We start from the raw sequence: 21,141 nt of genomic DNA, 5'->3' as shown, positions 1-21,141 counted from the left end.
AAAGGAGTGGTCGTGATGACAATCAGCATCTATCTGGCCGGCGATTCGACCGTGCAAAATTATAAGGCGGATTCGCCTCAAGGAGGCTGGGGCGAATTTCTCCAGTCTTATGTATCCGGAAATGTACAGGTGATCAACCGGGCCATCGGGGGCCGAAGTTCAAAAACGTTCGTTGAAGAAGGAAGGCTTGCATCGATTTTAGATGTAATCAAACAGAACGATTGGCTGTTCGTTCAGATGGGGCACAATGACGCGTCGAAAGACAAACCAGAACGCTATACTGAGCCGTATACAACGTATAAACAATACTTGAAAATGTACGTCGACGGCGCGCGTCAAAAAGGAGCTTCGCCGCTTCTCATCACGCCTGTCGCAAGGCTCCATTACAAGGACGGCGTCTTTTTGAACGATTTCCCGGACTACTGCATCGCGATGAAGCAGGTGGCAAGTGAAGAAAACGTCCGCTTGATCGATTTAATGGACAAAAGCCTGCAGCATTTTGCAGAAAAAGGGTACAGCGAGGTATTTAAATATTTTATGATCTCGGAAAATGTCAACGACTACACACATTTTACGAAAAAAGGGGCCCGGGAAATGGCGAAGCTTGTCTCTATCGGCATTCGAGAGCTCGGTCTGCCGTTTGTTAAAGAGACGGTATGAAGATGAACGGAAAACTGTACCACGGCGCTTGCTTTTATCCCGAATTATGGGATGAGGACGTGCTGGATGAAGATATCTGGATGATGAAGCGAGCAGGGATTAATGTCGTCAGAATCGGGGAGTTTGCCTGGTCAAGGATGGAGCCGGAAGAAGGAAGGATCGATGTCGGATTTTTTGCCGGCGTCATCCGAAAGCTCCACGATAACAAAATTGAAACGGTCATGTGCACACCGACTGCGACACCGCCGATCTGGCTGACCCACGGGCATCCGGAAAGAATGCATGTGAATGAAAAAGGAGAGACGATGGGACACGGTTCGAGGCAGCATGCCTGCACAAACCATCCGTATTTTAGAGAGCGGGCCCGCCTGATCATCAAACATATCGCCAAAGAGCTCGGAGAACTGCCGGGATTGATCGGGTGGCAGCTTGACAATGAATTCAAATGCCATGTCGCAGAATGCATGTGTGAAACGTGCAACACATTATGGCACAAATGGCTGGAAGACCGCTATCAGACGATTGACCGTCTGAATGAGGCTTGGGGTACAGGCGTATGGAGCGAAACGTATCAGCGCTTCGAGCAAGTTCCGCAGCCCGGACCGACCCCGTTTTTGCACAATTCTTCTTTAAGGACGATGTATCAGCTGTTTTCGATGGACAAGATTTCTGAATTTGCGCGTGAGCAGGCTGAGGTGATCAGAACATATTCCAACGCCCCGATCACCCATAACAGCAGCGTCATGTTCGGCGTTGATCATGAAGATCTTTTCAAGAGCCTTGATTTCGCCTCGTTTGATACGTACGCCAGCCAGGAAAACAGTGACGCCTTTTTGTTTAATTGTGATTTATGGAGAAACATTAAAAAAGGACGGCCGTTCTGGATAATGGAAACGAGCCCTTCCTACAGCGCTTCGCTTGAAAGCTATGCCGTGCCTCATCAAAACGGCTATTTGAAGGCTGAAGCGGTCTCTTCTTATGCTCTTGGCGGAGCCGCGTTCTGCTATTGGCTGTGGCGTCAGCAGAGAGCCGGATCTGAACAGCCGCATGGATCAGTGATCAGCGCATGGGGGGAGCCTGATGTGGGATATGATCATGTGCTCGAAGTCGAGCAGGCGAGACGGGAGGTTGAGCACATCATGCTGGCGACGGACCCTTTGCAGGCTGAAACAGCCGTCGTCTATTCGGATCGTGCAAAGGTGTTTTTGAAAACGGAGCCACATCGGGGTCTTCACTACAGAACACTGATCACCGAGTTTTATAACCGATTGTTAAAGATGGGCATTCACAGAGATGTCATTCTTGAAGGGAGCTCGCTTGACGGCTATAAACTGCTGTTTACGCCGTTTATTCACTATCTTCCGCCTGCGTTTATCAAAAAAGCCGAAGCCTTTGCACAAAGTGGCGGCATTTGGATTGCGGGTCCGCTGACGGGCGGAAGAACAGAAAATCATACGGTTCACACTGATTGCGGATTAGGGGAGTTGGAAAAAAGTTCCGGAGTCAAAACGCTTTATACATTTCCGATGGATGAGCGGAACTCGAGTGGAGCGGCGTTTGGCGTAAAGGCGCCGCTGAGTCTGTGGAGCGCTGTTTTTAAAGCCGGCGGCACCGAAGCTGTCGGGATAATTGAAAAAGGCCCGGCGTCAGGAAAAGCGTTCATCACAGAGCATAAATGCGGAAAAGGAAAAATCGTCATGCTCGGGTCGATGCCGGCAGGCGAAGCGGGTGACATCATGATGAAAAAGCTGATCAGTCATTACGCAGAAGAAGCGGGTGTTACACAGAAAACCGATGCCACTCCCGGAACAGTCGTCGCGCCCCGGAAAGGAGCAGACGGTCTTGTCTGGGTCGTGATCAATATGGACGGCAAAGGAGGCGCAGTGACACTTGACGGAAACGGAACCGATTTATTGTCCGACAGGCCCGTATCCGGACGCGTGACACTCGGCCCGCACGAATACCGCGTGGTTTTGTTTTCAGAGAATAAATGAATCGCCGCAGGCGCTTGCCCGCGGCTTTTTTGTTTCGTTTTGCTAAAAAAGGGATGATGCCTGCAAAAAAAGGAGCAGACACCTCTCCAATATAAGCAAAAAAGGAATATTGACGGTCAAAAGGCTAAACAGGAAAATATTCACTGACCAATCGGTTAAACAGAAAGGAGGAACACTTATGAAAGCACAGACTGAACTAAAATGGCTGAATAGGGCGCCTGCCGCGTTCGGCGGGGTGACCTGGGGAGTTCCTTGGGCAAAAGGAGTGCTGCAAAAAGGAGAGACGGTCGCCATTGCTTCGAAAAACGCCCCGTGTTTGCAAACATGGCCGCTCGCGTATTGGCCTGACGGCTCGCTTAAATGGACGGGGCATGCCGCAGTCTTCCCTAAAGAAAGCGGTAGCCGATTTACATTGAAAAAAGGGGGGGCCGGCGTCCCTAAAACCGTCATGAATGTCAGTGAGCAGAAAGATGAAATCACGGTGAATACGGGCGCGATAGTCTGCAGGCTTGGAAAATCGGGGACGGAACTCATCCGTTCGATTTCCATTTCCGGGGAAATGATGGCGAAAGAAGGGCGGCTCATCGCTTTAAAAGAAAAAAGAAGCGGCTCAGATTCACAATGCATGTATCATATTGAACGGTTTGAGAGCATGATCAAACGTACGGCAATCGAACAAAACGGTCCGGTTAAGACAGTCGTCAAGATTGAAGGCGTCCACCTCGGCGGAGGCATCGATGTTTGGCTCCCTTTTACCGTCAGGCTGTCTTTCTATGCCGGTGATCCGTCCATCCGGATCGTGCACACGATCTTCATCGACTGTGAAGCAGAAACAGAATGGATCAAAGGACTCGGTTTCGAGATGAGCGCGGTTTTGAGCGGAGCGCCGAGAAACAGGCATATCCGCTATGCGGCCGACGGAGGGATTTACGGAGAGGCTTCTCAGCTGCTTGTGACGAGAAGATTCAATGAAACAAACGGACTCTATGAACGACAGATTGCGGGACAGCCTGTACCGGAAAAGTCGGCAGTCGTGCGCGATGCCGAGAGAAACGCCGTCTGGAACGATTTCAAGCTCATCCAGGATTCCCCTGTTCACTGGCGCTTAAAAAAGCGAACCGGCAAAGGCTGCGCCTGGGTGGACGCGATTCATGGGGAGAGAGCGAAAGGGCTGATGTATGCAGGCGGGGAAAACGGCGGCATCGCACTCGGGCTCAGGAACTTCTTTGAAAAATATCCGTCATCGCTTGAAGCGAAAGGTCTTGCCGGCGGGGAAACGAAATTGGCGGTATGGTTTTGGCCTCCTGAAGCTGAAGCGATGGATTTCCGTCATTATTCAAAAGACACTCATGTTGAAAGCGCATATGAAGGGTTTGCCGAAATGAGGTCAACGGCCGTCGGCATTGCCAATACGAACGAAGTCAGCCTCGCCTGTTTTGCAAATCCGCCGAGCGATGAAGAGCTGAATAGAGCAGCGGACGAATGGCAAAATCCCCCGCTGCTTATTTGTGAGCCTGACTATTATTATCACACCCGCGCGCTGGGCGTTTGGAGCCTGAAAGATAAACGGCACCCGCTCTCGGCTGTGCTTGAAGATCAGCTTGACGAGGCTCTCAAGTTTTACATGAACGAAGTCGATCAGCGGAGCTGGTACGGCTATTGGCATTACGGTGATGTGATGCATACGTACGATGCCGTCCGGCATGTATGGCGGTACGACCTTGGCGGCTATGCATGGCAAAATACGGAACTCGTTCCGAACCTCTGGCTTTGGCAGTCTTTTTTCAGATCCGGTACGGAAGACATCTTCAGAATGGCGGAAGCGATGACCCGTCACACTAGCGAAGTCGACTGCTATCATTTCGGGGAGTATAAAGGCCTCGGTTCAAGGCACAATGTCCTCCATTGGGGCTGCGGGTGCAAGGAAGCGAGAATTAGCATGGCCGGCCTTCATAAGCCTTATTACTTTTTGACGGCGGACGAGAGAACGGGAGACGTGTTATCTGAAGTAAAAGATGCCGATCGAGCGCTTAAGACGCTTGATCCGATGAGAGCTTATTATCCGGAAAAAGAGTTTCCCGCCCACGCAAGAGTAGGCCCCGACTGGGCGGCGTTCTGTTCCAACTGGCTGACGGAATGGGAGCGGACAGGCGATGAAGCGTACCTTGATAAAATCAAACGGGGGATCGGCCGGCTTAAAGCGCTGCCGCTTCGTCTGTTGTCCGGACCGACTTTCGGATACGATCCTGAAGCTTCAGATCTGCTTCATATGGGAGACGGGAATCATGGCGGCTATCATATGGTCATCGCCTTCGGTGCCCCGCAAACATGGATGGAGCTTGCAGAACTGCTTGAGGATGTCGAATGGAAGGAGATGCTAGGGGAATTCGGCGAATTTTATTTGCTGACTGATGAAGAAAAGCGCAAAAGGAGCGGCGGGAAGCTTCACGATGATTTATTTCACTGGCCGATGTTCTCCGCTGCCATGGCCGCTTACGCTGCCCGGCTCCGCCAAGACCGGAAGCTCGCCGAACAAGTGTGGCGCCTGTTGCTCGATGAAAAACAAAGCCATACACCGCTGCCGATCACTCCAAAACAAATCCATGCCTGGAAAACGTTCACGGAAATTCCCTGGGTTACAACAAACTGCGTCTCACAATGGTGCCTAAACTTGATAGCCGTGCTCGAGCTGCTTAAAGATATGCCGCCTGATCTGGACATGCAAGAAAAGATCATCAAGGCAATGAAAGAACATCCCGCTCGCGCATGAAGGCAAAAAATGAAGGTTGCCGGAAAAATGTAAGCGCTTTAAATTTAAGTGGAACAATTGAGACGATCAAAAGGGGGAATTGTACAATGGCAAGACTGAAGCTGAAGGGAAACAAATGGCTCGCTGCACCCGCTGTTTTTTTGCTCTTGATGGGGTGCAGCGCAAATGAGACGGCCAATCAAGACGGGAAAGGAAAAGAAAAGGATGCCATTCATATTATGGCTCCGCTCCTGTCGCCGGAAAGTCCGGGAGAAAACAGCCCGTCTTTAAAAGCGCTCGAAACATACACGAAAAAACAAATCAAAGTGACATGGGTTCCGAACTCTTCCTATAATGATAAATTCAACATCGTCATGGCCTCGGGAGATTTGCCGCAAGCCATCGTCGTCACGGACAAGTCCCCGGGGTTTATCAAGTCTGTCAAATCAGGTGCGTTTTGGGAGCTTTCACCTTATTTAAAAGACTACCCGAACCTTGGAAAGGCCGATAAAAAAGTGATGAAGAACAGTTCCATCAACGGCGAGATTTACGGTATTTACAGGGCGAGGGACCTGATCCGCGCTTCGATCATCATCAGAACGGACTGGCTCGAAAATGTCGGTCTGGAGATGCCGAAAACAATCGACGAATTTTACGACGTGCTGAAAGCGTTTAAAGAAAAAGACCCCGATGGAAACGGGAAAGACGATACGTACGGCATGGTGGTGCCGAAATGGATGGGGCTTGGCAACGGGAGCCCGTGGGATATTATGCAGACGTGGTTCGGCGCACCAAACCGCTACGGAATAGACGAAAAAGGTGAACTCATTCCGGACTTCACGACAGAAGAGTACATGGAAGCGCTGCGGTTTTTCAAAAAGCTGTATGATGAGGGGCTGATCAATAAAGACTTCGCCGTCATGGATTCAGCGAAGTGGAACGATCCAATCGTCAAAGGAAAAGCGGGTGTCATCGTCGATACCGGTTCGCGGGCGTCACAAATTCAAAGCGCAATGGAAGAAGCAGATCCCGCTAACAAGGATGTGATCGACGTCACCGGAACGGTCAAAGGCCCGAAAGGAACGTATACATTCCCGACATCGGGATACGCCGGAATGATTGCCATTCCGAAAGCGAGCGTCAAAACGGAAAAAGAATTGAAAGAAGTGCTCAGCTTCCTGGATAAAATGAACGATGAAGAGGCACAAATTATTGCCAACAACGGTATAAAAGGGCGCAACTATAAGCTTGAGAACGGAACGTACACGTCCCTTGAAAAAAATAATAAAAAACTGCTTTATGAGCACGAAGGTCTTGCGCAGTTCAGCATGGGCATTCCCGAACAAAGATACCATGTGGAAAAACAAGAATCAAAGCTGTTCAAACACCGTGAACAGATTCTCAAAGAAGGGGAAAAAATCGCCGTATTCAATCCGGCTGAATCGCTCGTTTCAGATGTTTACACCCAAAAAGGGGCACAGCTTGACAACATCATTCTCGATGCCAAAACGCAGTTTATCATCGGTGACATCGATGAAAAAGGCTTTCAAGATGCCGTGCAGCTTTGGTATAAAAGCGGTGGTGAAGATTTGATGAAAGAACTGAACAAACGCTACAAGGAGACGAAATAGCTCAGATCTTCAACCAGCATACGAAAGGGGGGATGCAGCACGTGGAAATCACCGCTAAAACAGGGAAAACCGCTGTTGAGACAGAAAAGAAACCGACTGGGCTGCAAGCCGTAAAACGGGATAAATGGCTTTATCTTCTGCTTGTTCCCGGTGTTTTATATTTTCTCATATTTAAATATTGGCCGATGTGGGGCGTGTTCATTGCTTTTAAAGATTATTCGCCTTATCTCGGATTTTGGCAGAGCGAATGGGTCGGGTTCGAGTATTTTAAAGATTTCTTTATGAACCCTGACTTTTTCCGCCTGCTCCGTAACACGCTCATGCTCGCCGCTCTCGATTTGATTTTTGCATTTCCGGCTCCGCTGATTGTCGCACTCATGCTGAATGAACTGCGGCATGCCATCTATAAACGGTGCATTCAGACGTTTATATATGTTCCGCATTTCGTCTCATGGACGATCGTCGTCAGCATGACATTTGTCTTTTTTACAGTTGATACGGGCGTGATGAATAAAATGCTGCAAAGCATAACCGGCAAAGAGATTGCTTTTCTCTCGGATCCCGAATGGTTCAGGCCGATGATTGTGCTGCAAAGCATATGGAAGGAGACGGGCTGGGGAACGATCCTGTTTCTGGCAGCGCTCGCTTCGGTTGACCAGGAGCAGTATGAAGCGGCAGTGATGGACGGGGCAGGCAGATTAAGGAGAATGTGGCACATTACCCTTCCGGCCATCAGAAGCACGATCGTCGTGCTTCTCATCTTAAGAATCGGCAGTTTTTTAAACATCGGCTTTGAACAGATTTTTTTAATGACCAACTCTTTAAACCGGAGCGTGGCTGAAATTTTTGACACGTATGTCTATGTTGTCGGAATTACGCAAGGCGCATACAGCTACAGTACGGCAGTCGGGCTTTTCAAATCGGTTGTCGGAATCATTCTGATATTCGGCGCCAATTATATCGCGAAAAAGTTTGACCAGGACGGTCTGTTTTAATGAATGGAGGTGAAAAGGATGTCCGGTGCGGAAACGATCCATAACACAAAAGCGGGTCGGGTATTCGATTGGTTTAATGTGCTCTTTCTCGGCTGCTGCGGGCTGATAACCGTCTTGCCTTTTCTGTATATTATCGCGGGATCTTTTGCAACGGAGGCCGAGCTGGCGGAAAAGAGCTTCTTTATCTTTCCTGAGACATTCTCGCTTGACGCGTACCGCTATATTTTTTCAACGCCGACATTTATCAGGAGCATGGGGGTGTCTGTGTTCATTACGGTTGTGGGAACGATCGTCCAGCTCTTTTTTACATTTACGATGGCCTATCCTCTTGCGAAACGGCACATTAAGGGAAGAAACCTGCTTTTGAATCTCGTTATTTTTGCGATGCTTTTCAGCGGAGGAATGATTCCGACGTATATTGTCGTCAAATCACTGGGACTGCTCGATTCGTACTGGGCGCTAATATTGCCGATGGCGATTAATCCGTTCAATCTTATTATTATTAAAAACTTTTTTCAGCAGCTTCCGAAAGAACTTGAGGAGTCGGCAAAGATTGACGGCTGTTCAGAAATCGGCGTGTTCTTAAGGATCGCGCTGCCGCTGTCAAAGCCGATTATTGCAACTTTTGCGCTGTTTTATGCGGTCGGGATTTGGAACGACTTTTTCCATGCTTTGCTGTACATCAATGACAGCGCGAAATGGCCGCTGCAAATGGTGCTGCGCCAAGTGACGATTCTTTCGGATCTGACAGGGACGACGAATGATATGATGGAAGCGGTGCCGCCTGAACAATCGATTAAACTGGCCGTTATCGTCATTGCGACGCTGCCGATTTTAGCCGTGTACCCGTTTTTGCAGAAGCATTTTGCCAAAGGCATTCTGATCGGGTCTGTGAAGGGATAAAAAAACCGCCTGGCTCATGAGCCGGCGGCTTACGGCTCAGGCGGCTGAGCCGTTTTTATTTCTTTTTTTCATCCAAAAATAAACCGGGAGACCGACGAGGCCGATCAAAATCGACCACAGGCAGCTGTAAAAGTCAGTGATAAGCGTGCTGACAAGAACAAACAATGACCCGAGAATAGCCGCAACAGGCAGGTAAGGGTAGAGCGGCACGCTGTAAGCTCTCCCTTGGCCGTTCTTCCGTCTCCGCAAAATAAACACCGCGAAAAACGCCATGACATAGAAGATGTAAATCATAAAAATCGAAACCTCTGACAGCTTTTCCGGATTGCTGATGATCATTAAGATGACAGCGAACATCATCTGGACGATGACCGCGATCCAAGGCGTATGGAATGCCGGATGAACATGCGAGATCCAGCGGGAGAACGGAAGCTGTTTTTTCTCAGCCATCGCAAAGATCACGCGCGGAAAAGACAGAACTTTTCCGTTTAAGCAGCCGAAGATGCTGACGATAATTCCGATGGAGATCAGCTTACCGCCGATCGGCCCGAACAGCATTGTCGCGGCTGTGCTTGTCGCATTTTCGCCAAGCTTGACAATCTGATCGGCAGGAAGAATGTGAAGCAGCGCCAAGTTAATGAACAGGTAGCAGGCTGTGACGATCAGTATCCCGCCTGTCATCGCTTTCGGGAGCACTTTTTCCGGGTTCTTCATTTCTCCGCCGAGTGCCGCAAGAAGGATCCAGCCGTCATACGCGAAGAGCGTCGCCAATACCGCCGCTCCGAAGTTTTGGCTGGCGATGCTCTCCGTAACTGTACTGAAAATATGTTCATCGCCATGCCATAGACCGAACACAATGATACATACAATGGGAATCAGCTTTCCGATCGTTGTGACCGTCTGTACCGCTCCGCCGTATTTTGTTCCGACAATGTTGACGATGCATAAAAAGGCGACGGTGATAATGCCGATGAGTGCAGTCCATGATTTATCCCAGGAAAACAAGTTGGCCACTAGCGAGCCGAAATATAATCCGAGTGCGCCGATGATGGCCGGTCCGTAGATGATAATCTGCACCCAGCCGCATAAGAACCCCCAGAACTCGCCGTAAATTTCTTCAAGATATGTGTAAAGCCCGCCCGTTTTCGGAATTTGAGCGCCCAGTTCGGCGATTGTCAGCCCGCCTGCTAGCGTCAAGATTCCGCCAAGGATCCAGGCAAAAAGAGCAATTTGTGCGTTTCCGGAATAGGAAAGCACGCTGCCGGGCTTCATAAACACGCCGGAACCGATGATCGTTCCAATCACAAGAGATAGCGCAAATAACAAGCCTATCTCTTTTTTTAGTCCGTTTGCTTCTGCATTCATTGCGATGCCTCCCATTGATGTAATCTCTTTTATAGAAAACTATTTTTATATTGTAATACCTTTTTTAAAAAAGAAAAATTAAATAAATTTTCAGATTTTCGCATTTTTTGTGTATGTTAAACATTTTAAGGTTGTAAAACCCGAAGGGGACAGGAATAACCGAACCTTTTTAAGTCATTTCGGAGTTATTGTTAGTTTTTTAGGGGCAACAGGAAAGAAGGTTCTGTAAGACGGTTTGGTTGACTTTTCAAATCAAATCGCCTATTTTTGAGAAAGAAGAAATCTCGAATTCGAGATATTTAATGAGGAGATGATAGAATGAACGTAAATGGCATCCACCACGTATCCGCTTTAACTGCCAACGCTCAACATAATCTGGATTTCTATGTCAAAGGGCTTGGCATGAAACTGATAAAAAAATCGGTCAATCAGGATGAGCCGACGATGTATCATTTGTTTTACGGTGATGAAGTCGCGTCTCCGGGTTCAGATTTGACATTTTTCGAAATTCCGATGCTTGCCAGGAGACGGGAAGGGACGAACTGCATTTCGTCCGTATCACTTCGGGTTCCCGGCGAACAAGCACTCGAATTTTGGAAGAAGCGGCTTCATGAGCTCGGCGCAGAGACTTACGACATCGAGACGCGTGCGGGGCGGAGCGTTCTCCGCTTTTTAGACCATGAAGGACAGAACATGATGCTTGTGGCTGATGAAAAGGGAAAAGATCATGGAGTGCCTGTGAAAAACGGCGTCATTCCTGAGGAGGTCGCGATCAGGGGGCTCGGCCCGGTCGAATTGACTGTCAAGGACGCCGGTCCGACAGCTGCGGTGCTGACCGATATTCTCGGCTTTCATAAAATCGGTGAGGAACAGGCTGATGAAACCGGCCGTACGCTTCACATTTTTGAATCGGGTGAAGGAGGAGCAGGCGCGGAGGTGCATGTGAAAGAGTCAGATGACGGCAGAAGAGAGCGTCCCGGGAGAGGAAGCGTCCATCATGTCGCATTCCGTGTCAAAGATGAAGAAGAACTTAAACAGTGGCATGAGAAAATCAACGAGAACGGCTTTACGAATTCGGGGATTGTGGAGCGCTATTATTTTAAGGCGCTGTATTTCAGAGAACCGAACGGCATACTTTTTGAGCTGTCGACTGACGGGCCGGGCTTTGCCGTTGATGAATCTATCGATGAGCTCGGCCGAAGCCTTGCGCTGCCGCCGTACCTGGAACATCGGCGGAAAGAGATTGAAGCGCGGCTGAAACCGATTCAATAGAAAACGAGGTCCTGAAAAGGACCTCGTTTTTTTATATAAAAGGCATCCGGCGCAGCCGACAGCCTAAAAGGGGGGCATGCTGTTAAGATGATGCGGATTCTTTTTGGTCAAGCGTCATTTGTTTTGTCATTGTTTTGCCGTTTCGAATGAGGGTAACCTTTACCGTATCCCCGATTTTTGCATCGTTGTAAAGAAGGTTGCGCAGCGCGCTTCCCGTATCGGTTTCTTTTCCGTTAAAGCTGATGATGACATCGTTCTCTTTAAGGCCCGCTTTATCAGCAGGGGAGCCTGAAGCGACCTGGCGGATGTAGACGCCTTTGTTTAACTGGCTGCCGCTTAATCCGAGGGTGCCTGTTTGATAGTTTTCCGGCACCTGCTCAAGATCCATCATGCCGATTCCGATAAACGGACGCTCAATTTTTCCTTTAGACATCAGCTCTTCTGCAATCGGTTTGACATCATTGCTTGGAATCGCAAATCCGATGCCTTCCACTCCGCTTTCACTGATTTTCATACTGTTGATGCCGATCACTTCTCCCTTTGTATTCAAAAGGGCGCCTCCGCTGTTGCCGGGATTGATGGCCGCGTCTGTTTGAATGACGTTCATCTCGGTTTGGCCTGCGGACGTATCAACGGAAACGGTCCGATCAACACCGCTGATGATGCCTTGCGTCACCGTTCGGGACAGATCTTTGCCGAGCGGATTTCCGATTGCAATGACCGATTCACCCGCTTTCAAGCTTGAAGAATCGCCGAAAGATGCGACTTTTTCGACGTGTTCAGCGGAAATTTCAACAACGGCAAGGTCTGTCAAGGAATCGCTGCCCAGCAATTTTCCTTCCACTTCTTTGCCGTTTGACAGGGAAACCGTCAATTTAGATGCGCCTTCGACAACGTGGTTATTTGTAATAATGTATGCTTTGCCGTTTGCTTTTTTATAAATGACACCTGAGCCTGTGCCTGTTTCTTGTTCGCTTGAACTGCTGTTGTTGCTGTTGCTTTCAAACCCAAACATACCGCTCTCCGTTTGTTTTTGATAGTTTGAAATACCGACGATGGCGGGAGATACATTTTCCACCATTGTTGAAATGTCAGACGAATTGGTGCTGGACAATTTTTCGGTATTCGCTTTATTGGAAGAAGCCGATGAGTTCGCAGTCTCATTAGTTTGTGTTTGGACAGATGTATTGGCCGTTTCGTCTTTGCTATGCTGGTATGTCGTGACACCGAGAACGAGGCTTCCCCCGATGATGCCGCTGAGGATCGGCGTCATCCATGAGAGTCTCCGCTTTTGCTGTTCTGCTTTTTTTATCGCCTGGTCGGGCTTTTGATCGGAGACGATGAGTTCGTTTTTCGTTTCAAGCTGATCTTCTCTATTATATTCCATCATTTTCACGCTCCTATTGTTATCATATCCTTTGATGCCTCAATCATAATCAAAGACTGTGGGATAAACATGAAAACATTGTGGGAAATTGTCAAAGAAAAAGGATAGAATAAATAGGGTGCTATTTATAATATGACATGTCAGAGGTGTTCTAAACGTTGAAAAAGATTGGATTTATCGGATACGGAAGCATGGCGCGGATGATTGCAGTGAAACTGCTTGATCAGGAGAAAATCAGCGATGACATGGTGGTCGTCAGCTCAAGGAATGATGGGAAAACAGGGGAGCTGAGAAAACTTTACCCGAATGTCGCCTGTCAATCAGCCGAAGAGCTCGCCGAACAGTGCGGCCTGATCTTCATCTGTGTACCGCCGATGGCGGTAAAGGAAACGCTTGTGAACATACAGCCGTTTCTTCAGGAGGATGTCCACATTGTTTCGATTGCCGCGGGGGTCGAGCTTGACCGGCTTCACGACTGGACAAGCGGACAGGTGACGAGATACATTCCGACCCTCACATCTGAAGCCGGGATCGGTGTTTCGCTTGTTGTCCACGGCGAGCGGGTTGCTGAGGTGGACAAAAGCCGGCTGGAAGAATATCTTTCCGTTTTCAGCACAGTCAAACAGATACATGAGAGAGATATTGACGCTGCGAGTAATTTAACAAGCTCTTCACCAGGGTTCATCGCTTCGATCTTTGAAGAATTTGCTCAAGCTGCCGTCAGAAACAGCAGTCTTACGAAAGAAGACGCGTTTCAATTTCTGATTCATTCATTGCTGGGAACGGGCAAGCTGTTAATGGAAAAAGACATGACGTTTGCACAAACGCTTGACCGGGTGGCGACAAAAGGCGGCATAACCGGAGAAGGGGCGGAGGTCATTCAAAATGCCATGCCGGAAGTCTTTGACGAGCTGTTTGCCAGAACGATGAAGAAGTATGAAGACATTAAAGACGCTGTCCGCCGGCAGTGAACTGCGGCATTTATCGACATATCCGGACATCCCAAAGCTGCCTGATCAGGCAGCTTCAGACTGTTGACAAAATAGGTCGGATTTTTATAATCCGACCTATTTTTGTCCAATTTATTCTGTTTTTTCGATGAGAATGCTGGCGAATTGGACTTTTCCAAGTCCAATTCGCCAGCTTTTTGAGATTCATGGCAGTGAAAACAAGCATCGCCTGCATGGACAATTTTTTCTTACCCCGTAGGGTTGTCCAGCGCAGGCCATGCTTGTGTTTTAAATCCGCAAAAACCCGTTCGATCGTTTCTTTGCGTTTGGCGTAGATTCGCCTATTCTCATCCGTGTAGCGAAGATGGTCGGCTTCATCCAAATGATCCTGCCAGAGATGCCTGTGAATCATCTTTCGATGATTTCGACTTTCCGTACATTGCTTCAAAAAAGAACAGTGTTCACATCGGTTTGGATCTGATGCATAAATCCGATAGCCTTCACGGTTGGTTGTGCGATATGTCAGAACATGATCGTCAGGGCAAATATAAGCATCGTAATATTCATCGTATACATATTCATGTTTTCTCATGAACCCTTTTTTAGTTTGTGGTCGGGTGTAGGGCATGACGGGATGGACATTTTGATCACTTAGAAATTTTGCGATAAACGGCGTTTTATATCCGGCATCAACTGCGACCGTATGAGGCTTGGCGACGTGCTCTTTCACCTGTTGAAACAGGGTCGTGAACACTTGGCTGTCATGAATATTGGCAGGCTCAACAACCGTCCCCAGCACAAATCCATTCCGGTCACAAGCTGTATGAAAACCATAAGCAAAAAGACGTTCCCGTTCACCTTTTACAAAATAACCGCTCTCAGGATCTGTCGTACTTTCTTTTATTTCCCGTTCTTCTGAGCATTGCCTGGGCTTTAAGGGCTTTTTGCCGTTGGCTTCGCGATCGGCATTAATTTCTCGATCTAATTGTTCCTGATAAGCTCTTGTTTCTTTTCTCACAATCTTCTTCACAAACTTTTTCTTATTCGCATTGGCTTTGACATGGGTTCCATCGATAAAGGCGACCGACGGGTCGACAAGACCGAGATCCATGGCCTGACGCAAGATTTTATAGAAGATTGTTTCAAATAGGTCCGTATCATGAAAACGGCGCTCATAGTTTTTACTGAAGGTTGAAAAATGAGGGATTTTTTCAGAAAATCCATATCCAATAAACCAGCGATAAGCGACATCGGTTTCGATCCGTTTAATGGTTTCGCGCATCGAGCGGTGGCCAAACACGTACTGAATCAGAACCATTTTGATCAATACAACGGGATCAATGCTTGGGCGCCCTTTTGAAGAATAAAGGGGAGCAACTTTTTCATAAATAAAAGAAAAGTCCATAGCTTCTTCTATTTTCCTGACCAGATGGTCTTCCGGGACAAGTTCACTTAAGGCAAAGACTTCAAGCTGTTCGCGCTGATCTTTAGAGTGCTTAGACAACATGGAAAAACCTCCAAAAACTAGATTTCACTCACATTTTAACAAAAAAAGCTTGTCGATCAAGCCACTTTTTGTGGCTTTGTCGACAAGCTGAAGCTGCCTGATCAGGCAGCTTTTTTATTTGCATTCGACAACATTCATCAAAATTCCAATTTTATATTAAATTTCTAAAATTACCAATGGTTATTGCATTTCTATTAAAATTCTAATATAATTTGTTAGAATATTCTCAAAATAATAAAAAATTTGAGACGTTTTTCATAAGGGGTGGTTTTTTGTGAAGCTGTATATGTCTGTTGATATGGAGGGGATTTCCGGACTTCCGGATGATACGTTCGTCGATTCAAGCAAGCTGAACTATGAGAGAGGCCGGAAGATCATGACGGACGAGGCCAATCATGTGATTGACGAAGCGTTCAAAAGCGGATGCAGAGAGGTGCTTGTCAATGACAGCCACTCTAAAATGAACAATCTGTTAATTGAGCGGCTCCATCCTGAAGCGCTGCTCATTTCGGGAGATGTCAAACCGTTTTCGATGGTCCAGGGACTTGACGATACATGCGATGGTGCCGTGTTCGTCGGCTACCATGCGAGAGCATCACTGAGAGGCGTGATGTCTCACAGCATGATTTTCGGCGTCAGACATTTTTACATAAACGATCAGGCGGTGGGCGAGCTGGGGTTCAACGCTTATGTTGCCGGTTATTACGGCGTCCCGGTTATCATGGTTGCCGGTGACAGCGAGGCGGCAGCTGAGGCGGAGGAACTGATTCCGAACGTAACGACAGCGGCCGTCAAGGAAACGATATCCCGTTCGGCGGTCAAATGCCTGACGCCGGAGAAAGCGGGGCAGCTATTAAGAGAGCGGACGGCATATGCGATTCAAAACCGCGATCAAGTCAAGCCGCTCACGCCTCCGGACAGGCCGGTGCTGCGGATTGAGTTTGCCAATTACGGGCAAGCCGAGTGGGCGAGTCTGATGCCGGGTGCTGAAATCGAACCGCAAACGACGGCTGTCCGCTATCAAGCGAAAGACATTCTTGAAGCCTATCAAGCGATGCTTGTCATGACCGAGCTTGCGATGAGAACAACATTCTCCTAGGAAGGTGGGATGAAAATGGCGGGTTACATCATGAAGCGGCTTCTGTCGATGCTGGCGACCATTTTGGTGATCACGACATTGACCTTTGTGATGATGAAAGTGATTCCGGGCTCTCCCTTCAATGAAGAAAGAAACACGAATGAAGCGGTTCAGCGCAACCTTGAGGCTTACTATCAGCTTGATGAGCCTCTCTTTGTTCAATATTTGTATTATGTCAAGTCGATCGTTACCTTTGATTTCGGGCCATCGATCAAGCAGCCTTCACAAAGCGTGAACGATTTGCTGTCAAGAGGGTTCCCTGTTTCATTTGAGCTGGGGATGACGGCGCTGATTATGGCGGTCATTTCCGGGATCGCACTCGGAATCTTTGCCGCGCTGCGGCAAAACGGCGTCATCGATTATATAGCGATGACCGTTGCCGTTCTCGGCATTTCGGTTCCCAATTTTATAATGGCGACTTTGCTGATACAGCAATTCGCGGTTAATTGGAACATATTTCCCCCGTCGACATGGACGAGCCCGCTTCATATGGTGCTTCCGACTGCGGCTTTGGCAATGGGGCCGCTGGCGATTATCGCCAGGCTGACCCGTTCCAGCATGATTGAAGTGCTGACACAGGATTATATCCGAACGGCCCGGGCTAAAGGGCTTTCCCCTTTTAAAATTGTTATGAAGCACGCCCTGAAAAACGCCCTTATGCCAGTCGTAACGATTCTCGGGACGCTTACCGCTGCGATTTTAACGGGGAGCTTCGTCATCGAAAAAATCTTTGCGATTCCGGGCATGGGAAAATATTTTGTTGAAAGCATCAACTCCCGCGATTACCCCGTGATTATGGGTACCACCGTTTTTTACAGCATCATCCTCATCATCATGTTGTTTCTTGTCGACATGGCCTACGGAATCCTGGATCCGCGTATTAAACTGCATAAGAAAGGGTGAGCATATGAGCCTTCCAGTCCGCACAGAAAACGAAGCGTCTTCAGGCAGTGATATCCCTGTTGAATGGTTTGCCCCGCTGAAACAAAAGCAGGATGAGCGTGAATCCGTTGCAAGGCCGAGCCTGTCATACTGGCAGAACGCCTGGCGGATTTTAAGGAAAAACAAGCTGGCGATGGCGGGATTGGGCGTGTTAATCTTCCTGTTCATCATGGCTGTACTCGGACCGGTTCTTTCTCCGCACAGCGTCACCCAGCAGACGCTTTCCGAGCAAAACCTGCCTCCGTCGATGGAGCATTGGTTCGGAACCGATGAGCTCGGCCGCGATGTGTTTACAAGAACGTGGTATGGAGCGAGGATTTCACTGTTTGTCGGCGTGATGGCGGCTTTAATCGATTTTGCAATCGGCGTCATCTATGGCGGTATCTCCGGCTATAAGGGCGGCAAAACAGACCATGTCATGATGCGGGTCATCGAAGTGCTGCATGGACTGCCTTATTTATTGGTCGTCATTCTTCTCATGGTCATGATGGGGCCTGGACTCGGGACGATCATCGTTGCGCTGACTGTCACCGGCTGGGTCGGCATGGCGCGGATCGTCAGGGGTCAGGTTTTGAAGGTGAAGCATGATGAGCATGTTCTCGCATCCAAAACCTTCGGAGCGAAAACGGTAAGGATCATCAGGCGGAATCTCCTTCCGAACATGATGGGAGCGATCATCGTCCAGATGACCTTGACGGTGCCGTCGGCCATTTTTGCCGAAGCGTTTCTCAGCTTCCTCGGTTTGGGCATTCAAGCCCCGTTTGCGAGCTGGGGTGTCATGGCGAACGACGGCCTTCCGGTGATCTTATCGGGACACTGGTGGCGGCTGTTTTTTCCTGCTTTCTTTATTTCATTAACAATGTTCGCTTTTAATGTCGTTGGAGACGGACTGCAGGATGCGTTAGATCCGAAGCTGAGGAGGTAATGTGTTTTTGCGGAAAAAAGTATTGGAAGTCGAGAATCTGCATGTTTCATTTACGACATACGGCGGCACGGTCAAAGCCGTCCGCGGCGTGAGCTTTGAGTTATATGAGGGGGAGACGTTTGCGATTGTCGGTGAGTCGGGATGCGGAAAAAGCGTGACATCGCAAAGCATCATGCAGCTTTTGCCGAAGTTTTCGGCAACGATCACAGACGGTGCGGTCCGCTTTAAGGGAAAAGACTTGCGCCATCTGTCCGAAAAAGAGATGAGAAAGATCAGAGGGGCCGAAATCTCAATGATCTTCCAGGATCCGATGACAGCCCTGAATCCGACCTTGACCGTCGGAGACCAGTTGACAGAAGCGCTTTTGGAACATCGGCCCGTGTCTAAAACAGACGCTCGAAAAGCGGTCATTTCGATGCTTGAGCTCGTCGGGATTCCGAATCCGAAAGAGCGTTTGAGGCAGTATCCGCATCAATTCAGCGGCGGGATGAGGCAACGGATCGTGATCGCCATGGCGCTCATCTGTGAACCGGAGATTCTGATTGCGGATGAACCGACGACCGCGCTTGATGTTACCATTCAGGCGCAAATTCTTGAGCTGTTTAAAGACATTCAGCGGAAAACCGGTGTATCCATCATTTTAATCACCCATGATTTAGGCGTAGTCGCACAGACGGCGGACAGAATCGCCGTGATGTACGCCGGGAAAATAGCGGAAACGGGAGCGAGGAGGGATATTTTTTACCAACCGCAGCATCCGTATACAAAAGGCTTGCTGCATTCCGTTCCGAGGCTTGACCTTGAAGGTGGAGACCTCGTTCCGATTGACGGGACGCCGCCAGATTTGTTTTCTCCGCCTGAAGGGTGTCCGTTTACGGCGCGCTGTTCCTATGCAATGGAAGTGTGCGGCAAGGTCCATCCTGCCGTTGCAGAAGTCTCGGCGGGGCATCGTGTGTGCTGCTGGCTTCAGGATGAAAGGGCGAAACGGGCTCTGCTGACAACATAATCATGAAATCGATTTTCAATGGGGGGATTTGATGAAAAGGCTAGCGAGCGTATTGGCTGCCGCAGTTGCGGTCATTCTGCTGTTCGGATGTACGGCAAATGAACAGGCTGGGCAGGAAACGAAGAAGAAAGCGAAAGAAACGGCTGGAGAACAAGTCCTGAGGCTGAACAATGAAAATGAACCGACATCTTTCGATCCGCCGATCGGCTTTAATAATGTCTCATGGCAGGCGCTGAACAATCTGATGGAAGGTTTGACTAGGCTTGGCGCAGACCATGAACCGGAAGCGGCGTCCGCCGAAAAGTGGAACATTTCCGACGATGGGAAGACATATACTTTTACAATCCGTGATGATGCCAAATGGTCGAACGGAGACCCTTTAACCGCTGGGGATTTTGAATATGCGTGGAAGCGTCTGCTCGATCCGAAAACGGGCTCTTCCGCCGCGTTTTTAGGCTACTTTATCGAAGGCGGCGAGGCCTTTAACAGCGGAAAAGGTGCGAAGGATGATGTCAAAGTCAAAGCGGAGGATGAAAAAACGCTTAAGGTGACACTCGAAAGTCCGCAGCAGTCGTTTTTAAGCATTGTAGCCAATCCGGCTTTTTTCCCGGTTCCTCAGAAAATCGCCGAAAAAAATCCGAAATGGCATGAAGAAGCTGCTACATTTGTCGGCAACGGTCCGTTTAAACTGACAGAATGGAAGCATGATGAAAGCTTTACGATGGTAAAGAGCGATACGTATTGGGACCGGGATACTGTGAAGCTTGATAAAGTGACATGGGCGATGGTCGATGACAGAAATACCGACTACCAAATGTTCGAGTCGAATGAGCTCGATACGGCTTATGTCCCGGCTGAAATGAGCGAGAAGCTGATAGGTTCTGACGAGGTGAAGGTGTTCGATCAGGCAGGTCTTTACTATTACAGATTCAATGTCAATAAAGAACCGTTCCAGAATGAAAAGATCAGAAAAGCGTTTGCGATGGCCGTCGATCAGCAGGAAATCGTCGATTATGTCACAAAAAATGGTGAAAAACCGGCCCGCGGGTTTGTGTCTTTGGGAATCAAAGGGCCGAACGGCAAGGATTTTCGCGAGGAAGGCGGCGATTTGCTCAAATATGACGCCGATGAAGCGAAACAGCTGCTCGAAAAAGGCATGAAGGAAGAAAACTACGAAAAGCTGCCCGCCGTTACGCTGACATACAGCACAAAACCGGAACATAAAAAAATGGCGGAAGCGATTCAGCAGAAGCTGAAAAGTACGCTCGGCGTCGATGTGAAGCTCGCCAATATGGAATGGAACACATTCCTTGAAGAACAGAAGGCGCTCAAATTTCAATTTTCCCAAAGCTCTTTTCTGGCTGATTATGCGGACCCGATCAACTTCCTGGAAAGCTTTCAAACGGGTAACGCAATGAACAGAACCGGCTGGAGCAATTCAGAGTATGACGAACTGATCAAGGCGGCGAAAAATGAAGCTGATGAAGAAAAACGCACAGAGCTGCTGCATCAGGCTGAAGAACTGCTGTTTGAAGGGATGCCGATCATACCGATCCACTTCTATAATCAAGTCCATTTGGAAAAGGAGAATGTGAAAGGCATCGTCCGTCATCCGGTCGGCTACATTGAACTGAAATGGGCCGAAAAAACGTCATGATCAAACTTGTCCGTCTGCCACTTTCTTTGTGCACGCCACCGCACAGAGGCGGGCGGACTT

Annotated in this window: 16 protein-coding genes; 13 read left to right on the top strand and 3 right to left on the bottom strand. The window is 48.7% G+C overall.

Translation table 11 applies throughout. The features are described from left to right. Positions 1–15: 15 nt before the first annotated feature. From M1E06_RS14410 to M1E06_RS14385, 6 genes are all read left to right on the top strand, one after another. The gene (locus tag M1E06_RS14410) at positions 16–660 is read left to right on the top strand and encodes a rhamnogalacturonan acetylesterase (RefSeq protein WP_023856752.1); all 645 of its coding nucleotides are present in this window, start codon (positions 16–18) and stop codon (positions 658–660) included. After that, positions 657–2,654, top strand: a complete 1,998-nt coding sequence (locus M1E06_RS14405) for a beta-galactosidase (protein ID WP_033155141.1) — start codon at positions 657–659, stop codon at positions 2,652–2,654. Before M1E06_RS14410 ends, M1E06_RS14405 begins: the two co-directional genes overlap by 4 nt. A 178-nt stretch (positions 2,655–2,832) precedes the next feature. Continuing rightward, positions 2,833–5,424 carry an exo-rhamnogalacturonan lyase family protein gene (locus tag M1E06_RS14400; protein WP_337819233.1) on the top strand — a complete coding sequence of 864 codons (2,592 nt, stop codon included), beginning with the start codon at positions 2,833–2,835 and terminating at the stop codon, positions 5,422–5,424. 86 nt (positions 5,425–5,510) lie between these two features. Further along, positions 5,511–7,034, top strand: coding sequence for an extracellular solute-binding protein (locus M1E06_RS14395; RefSeq protein WP_020451070.1), 1,524 nt, complete (start codon positions 5,511–5,513; stop codon positions 7,032–7,034). A 41-nt stretch (positions 7,035–7,075) separates the two neighbouring features. Further along, positions 7,076–8,029 carry an ABC transporter permease gene (locus M1E06_RS14390; RefSeq protein ID WP_020451071.1) on the top strand — a complete coding sequence of 318 codons (954 nt, stop codon included), beginning with the start codon at positions 7,076–7,078 and terminating at the stop codon, positions 8,027–8,029. Between the two features lie 18 nt (positions 8,030–8,047). Further along, positions 8,048–8,932 carry a carbohydrate ABC transporter permease gene (locus M1E06_RS14385; RefSeq protein ID WP_023856757.1) on the top strand — a complete coding sequence of 295 codons (885 nt, stop codon included), beginning with the start codon at positions 8,048–8,050 and terminating at the stop codon, positions 8,930–8,932. A 36-nt stretch (positions 8,933–8,968) separates the two neighbouring features. On the opposite strand, the gene M1E06_RS14380 is transcribed toward M1E06_RS14385, so the two are convergent. Further along, positions 8,969–10,297, bottom strand: a complete 1,329-nt coding sequence (locus M1E06_RS14380; RefSeq protein ID WP_095323651.1) for an APC family permease — start codon at positions 10,295–10,297, stop codon at positions 8,969–8,971. A 318-nt stretch (positions 10,298–10,615) separates the two neighbouring features. Between M1E06_RS14380 and M1E06_RS14375 the strand changes: the two genes are divergently transcribed. After that, positions 10,616–11,569: a ring-cleaving dioxygenase gene (locus tag M1E06_RS14375; RefSeq protein WP_026579835.1), complete on the top strand. Its 954-nt coding sequence runs from the start codon at positions 10,616–10,618 to the stop codon at positions 11,567–11,569. A gap of 82 nt (positions 11,570–11,651) precedes the next feature. Here M1E06_RS14375 and M1E06_RS14370 read toward each other — a convergent pair whose 3' ends face one another. Further along, positions 11,652–12,956 carry a S1C family serine protease gene (locus tag M1E06_RS14370; RefSeq protein ID WP_025812040.1) on the bottom strand — a complete coding sequence of 435 codons (1,305 nt, stop codon included), beginning with the start codon at positions 12,954–12,956 and terminating at the stop codon, positions 11,652–11,654. A gap of 158 nt (positions 12,957–13,114) precedes the next feature. Between M1E06_RS14370 and proG the strand changes: the two genes are divergently transcribed. After that, positions 13,115–13,927 (top strand): pyrroline-5-carboxylate reductase ProG, encoded by an 813-nt coding sequence (proG, locus tag M1E06_RS14365; RefSeq protein ID WP_195257749.1) that lies wholly within the window; start codon positions 13,115–13,117, stop codon positions 13,925–13,927. A gap of 55 nt (positions 13,928–13,982) precedes the next feature. Here proG and M1E06_RS14360 read toward each other — a convergent pair whose 3' ends face one another. Then, positions 13,983–15,413, bottom strand: a complete 1,431-nt coding sequence (locus M1E06_RS14360; RefSeq protein ID WP_020451077.1) for an IS1182 family transposase — start codon at positions 15,411–15,413, stop codon at positions 13,983–13,985. Between the two features lie 274 nt (positions 15,414–15,687). On the opposite strand from M1E06_RS14360, the gene M1E06_RS14355 reads away from it, so the two are divergent. From M1E06_RS14355 to M1E06_RS14335, 5 genes are read left to right on the top strand one after another with little or no spacing between them, the layout of a single operon-like run. Beyond that, the gene (locus M1E06_RS14355; RefSeq protein ID WP_035338890.1) at positions 15,688–16,512 is read left to right on the top strand and encodes a M55 family metallopeptidase; all 825 of its coding nucleotides are present in this window, start codon (positions 15,688–15,690) and stop codon (positions 16,510–16,512) included. Positions 16,513–16,527: 15 nt separating this feature from the next. Continuing rightward, the gene (locus tag M1E06_RS14350) at positions 16,528–17,454 is read left to right on the top strand and encodes an ABC transporter permease (protein ID WP_026579833.1); all 927 of its coding nucleotides are present in this window, start codon (positions 16,528–16,530) and stop codon (positions 17,452–17,454) included. Between the two features lie 4 nt (positions 17,455–17,458). After that, positions 17,459–18,418 carry an ABC transporter permease gene (locus M1E06_RS14345; protein ID WP_003180946.1) on the top strand — a complete coding sequence of 320 codons (960 nt, stop codon included), beginning with the start codon at positions 17,459–17,461 and terminating at the stop codon, positions 18,416–18,418. A gap of 7 nt (positions 18,419–18,425) precedes the next feature. Then, entirely contained in the window at positions 18,426–19,424 is a 999-nt protein-coding gene (locus M1E06_RS14340) for an ABC transporter ATP-binding protein (protein ID WP_095290320.1), read from the top strand. Positions 19,425–19,455: 31 nt separating this feature from the next. Continuing rightward, entirely contained in the window at positions 19,456–21,081 is a 1,626-nt protein-coding gene (locus M1E06_RS14335; RefSeq protein ID WP_105979002.1) for a peptide ABC transporter substrate-binding protein, read from the top strand. Positions 21,082–21,141 lie beyond the last annotated feature (60 nt).

Source organism: Bacillus sp. AK124 (assembly GCF_053903085.1).
The sequence above is the reverse complement of the archived record's forward strand: the minus strand, read 5'-3'. Positions and strand labels throughout refer to the sequence as shown.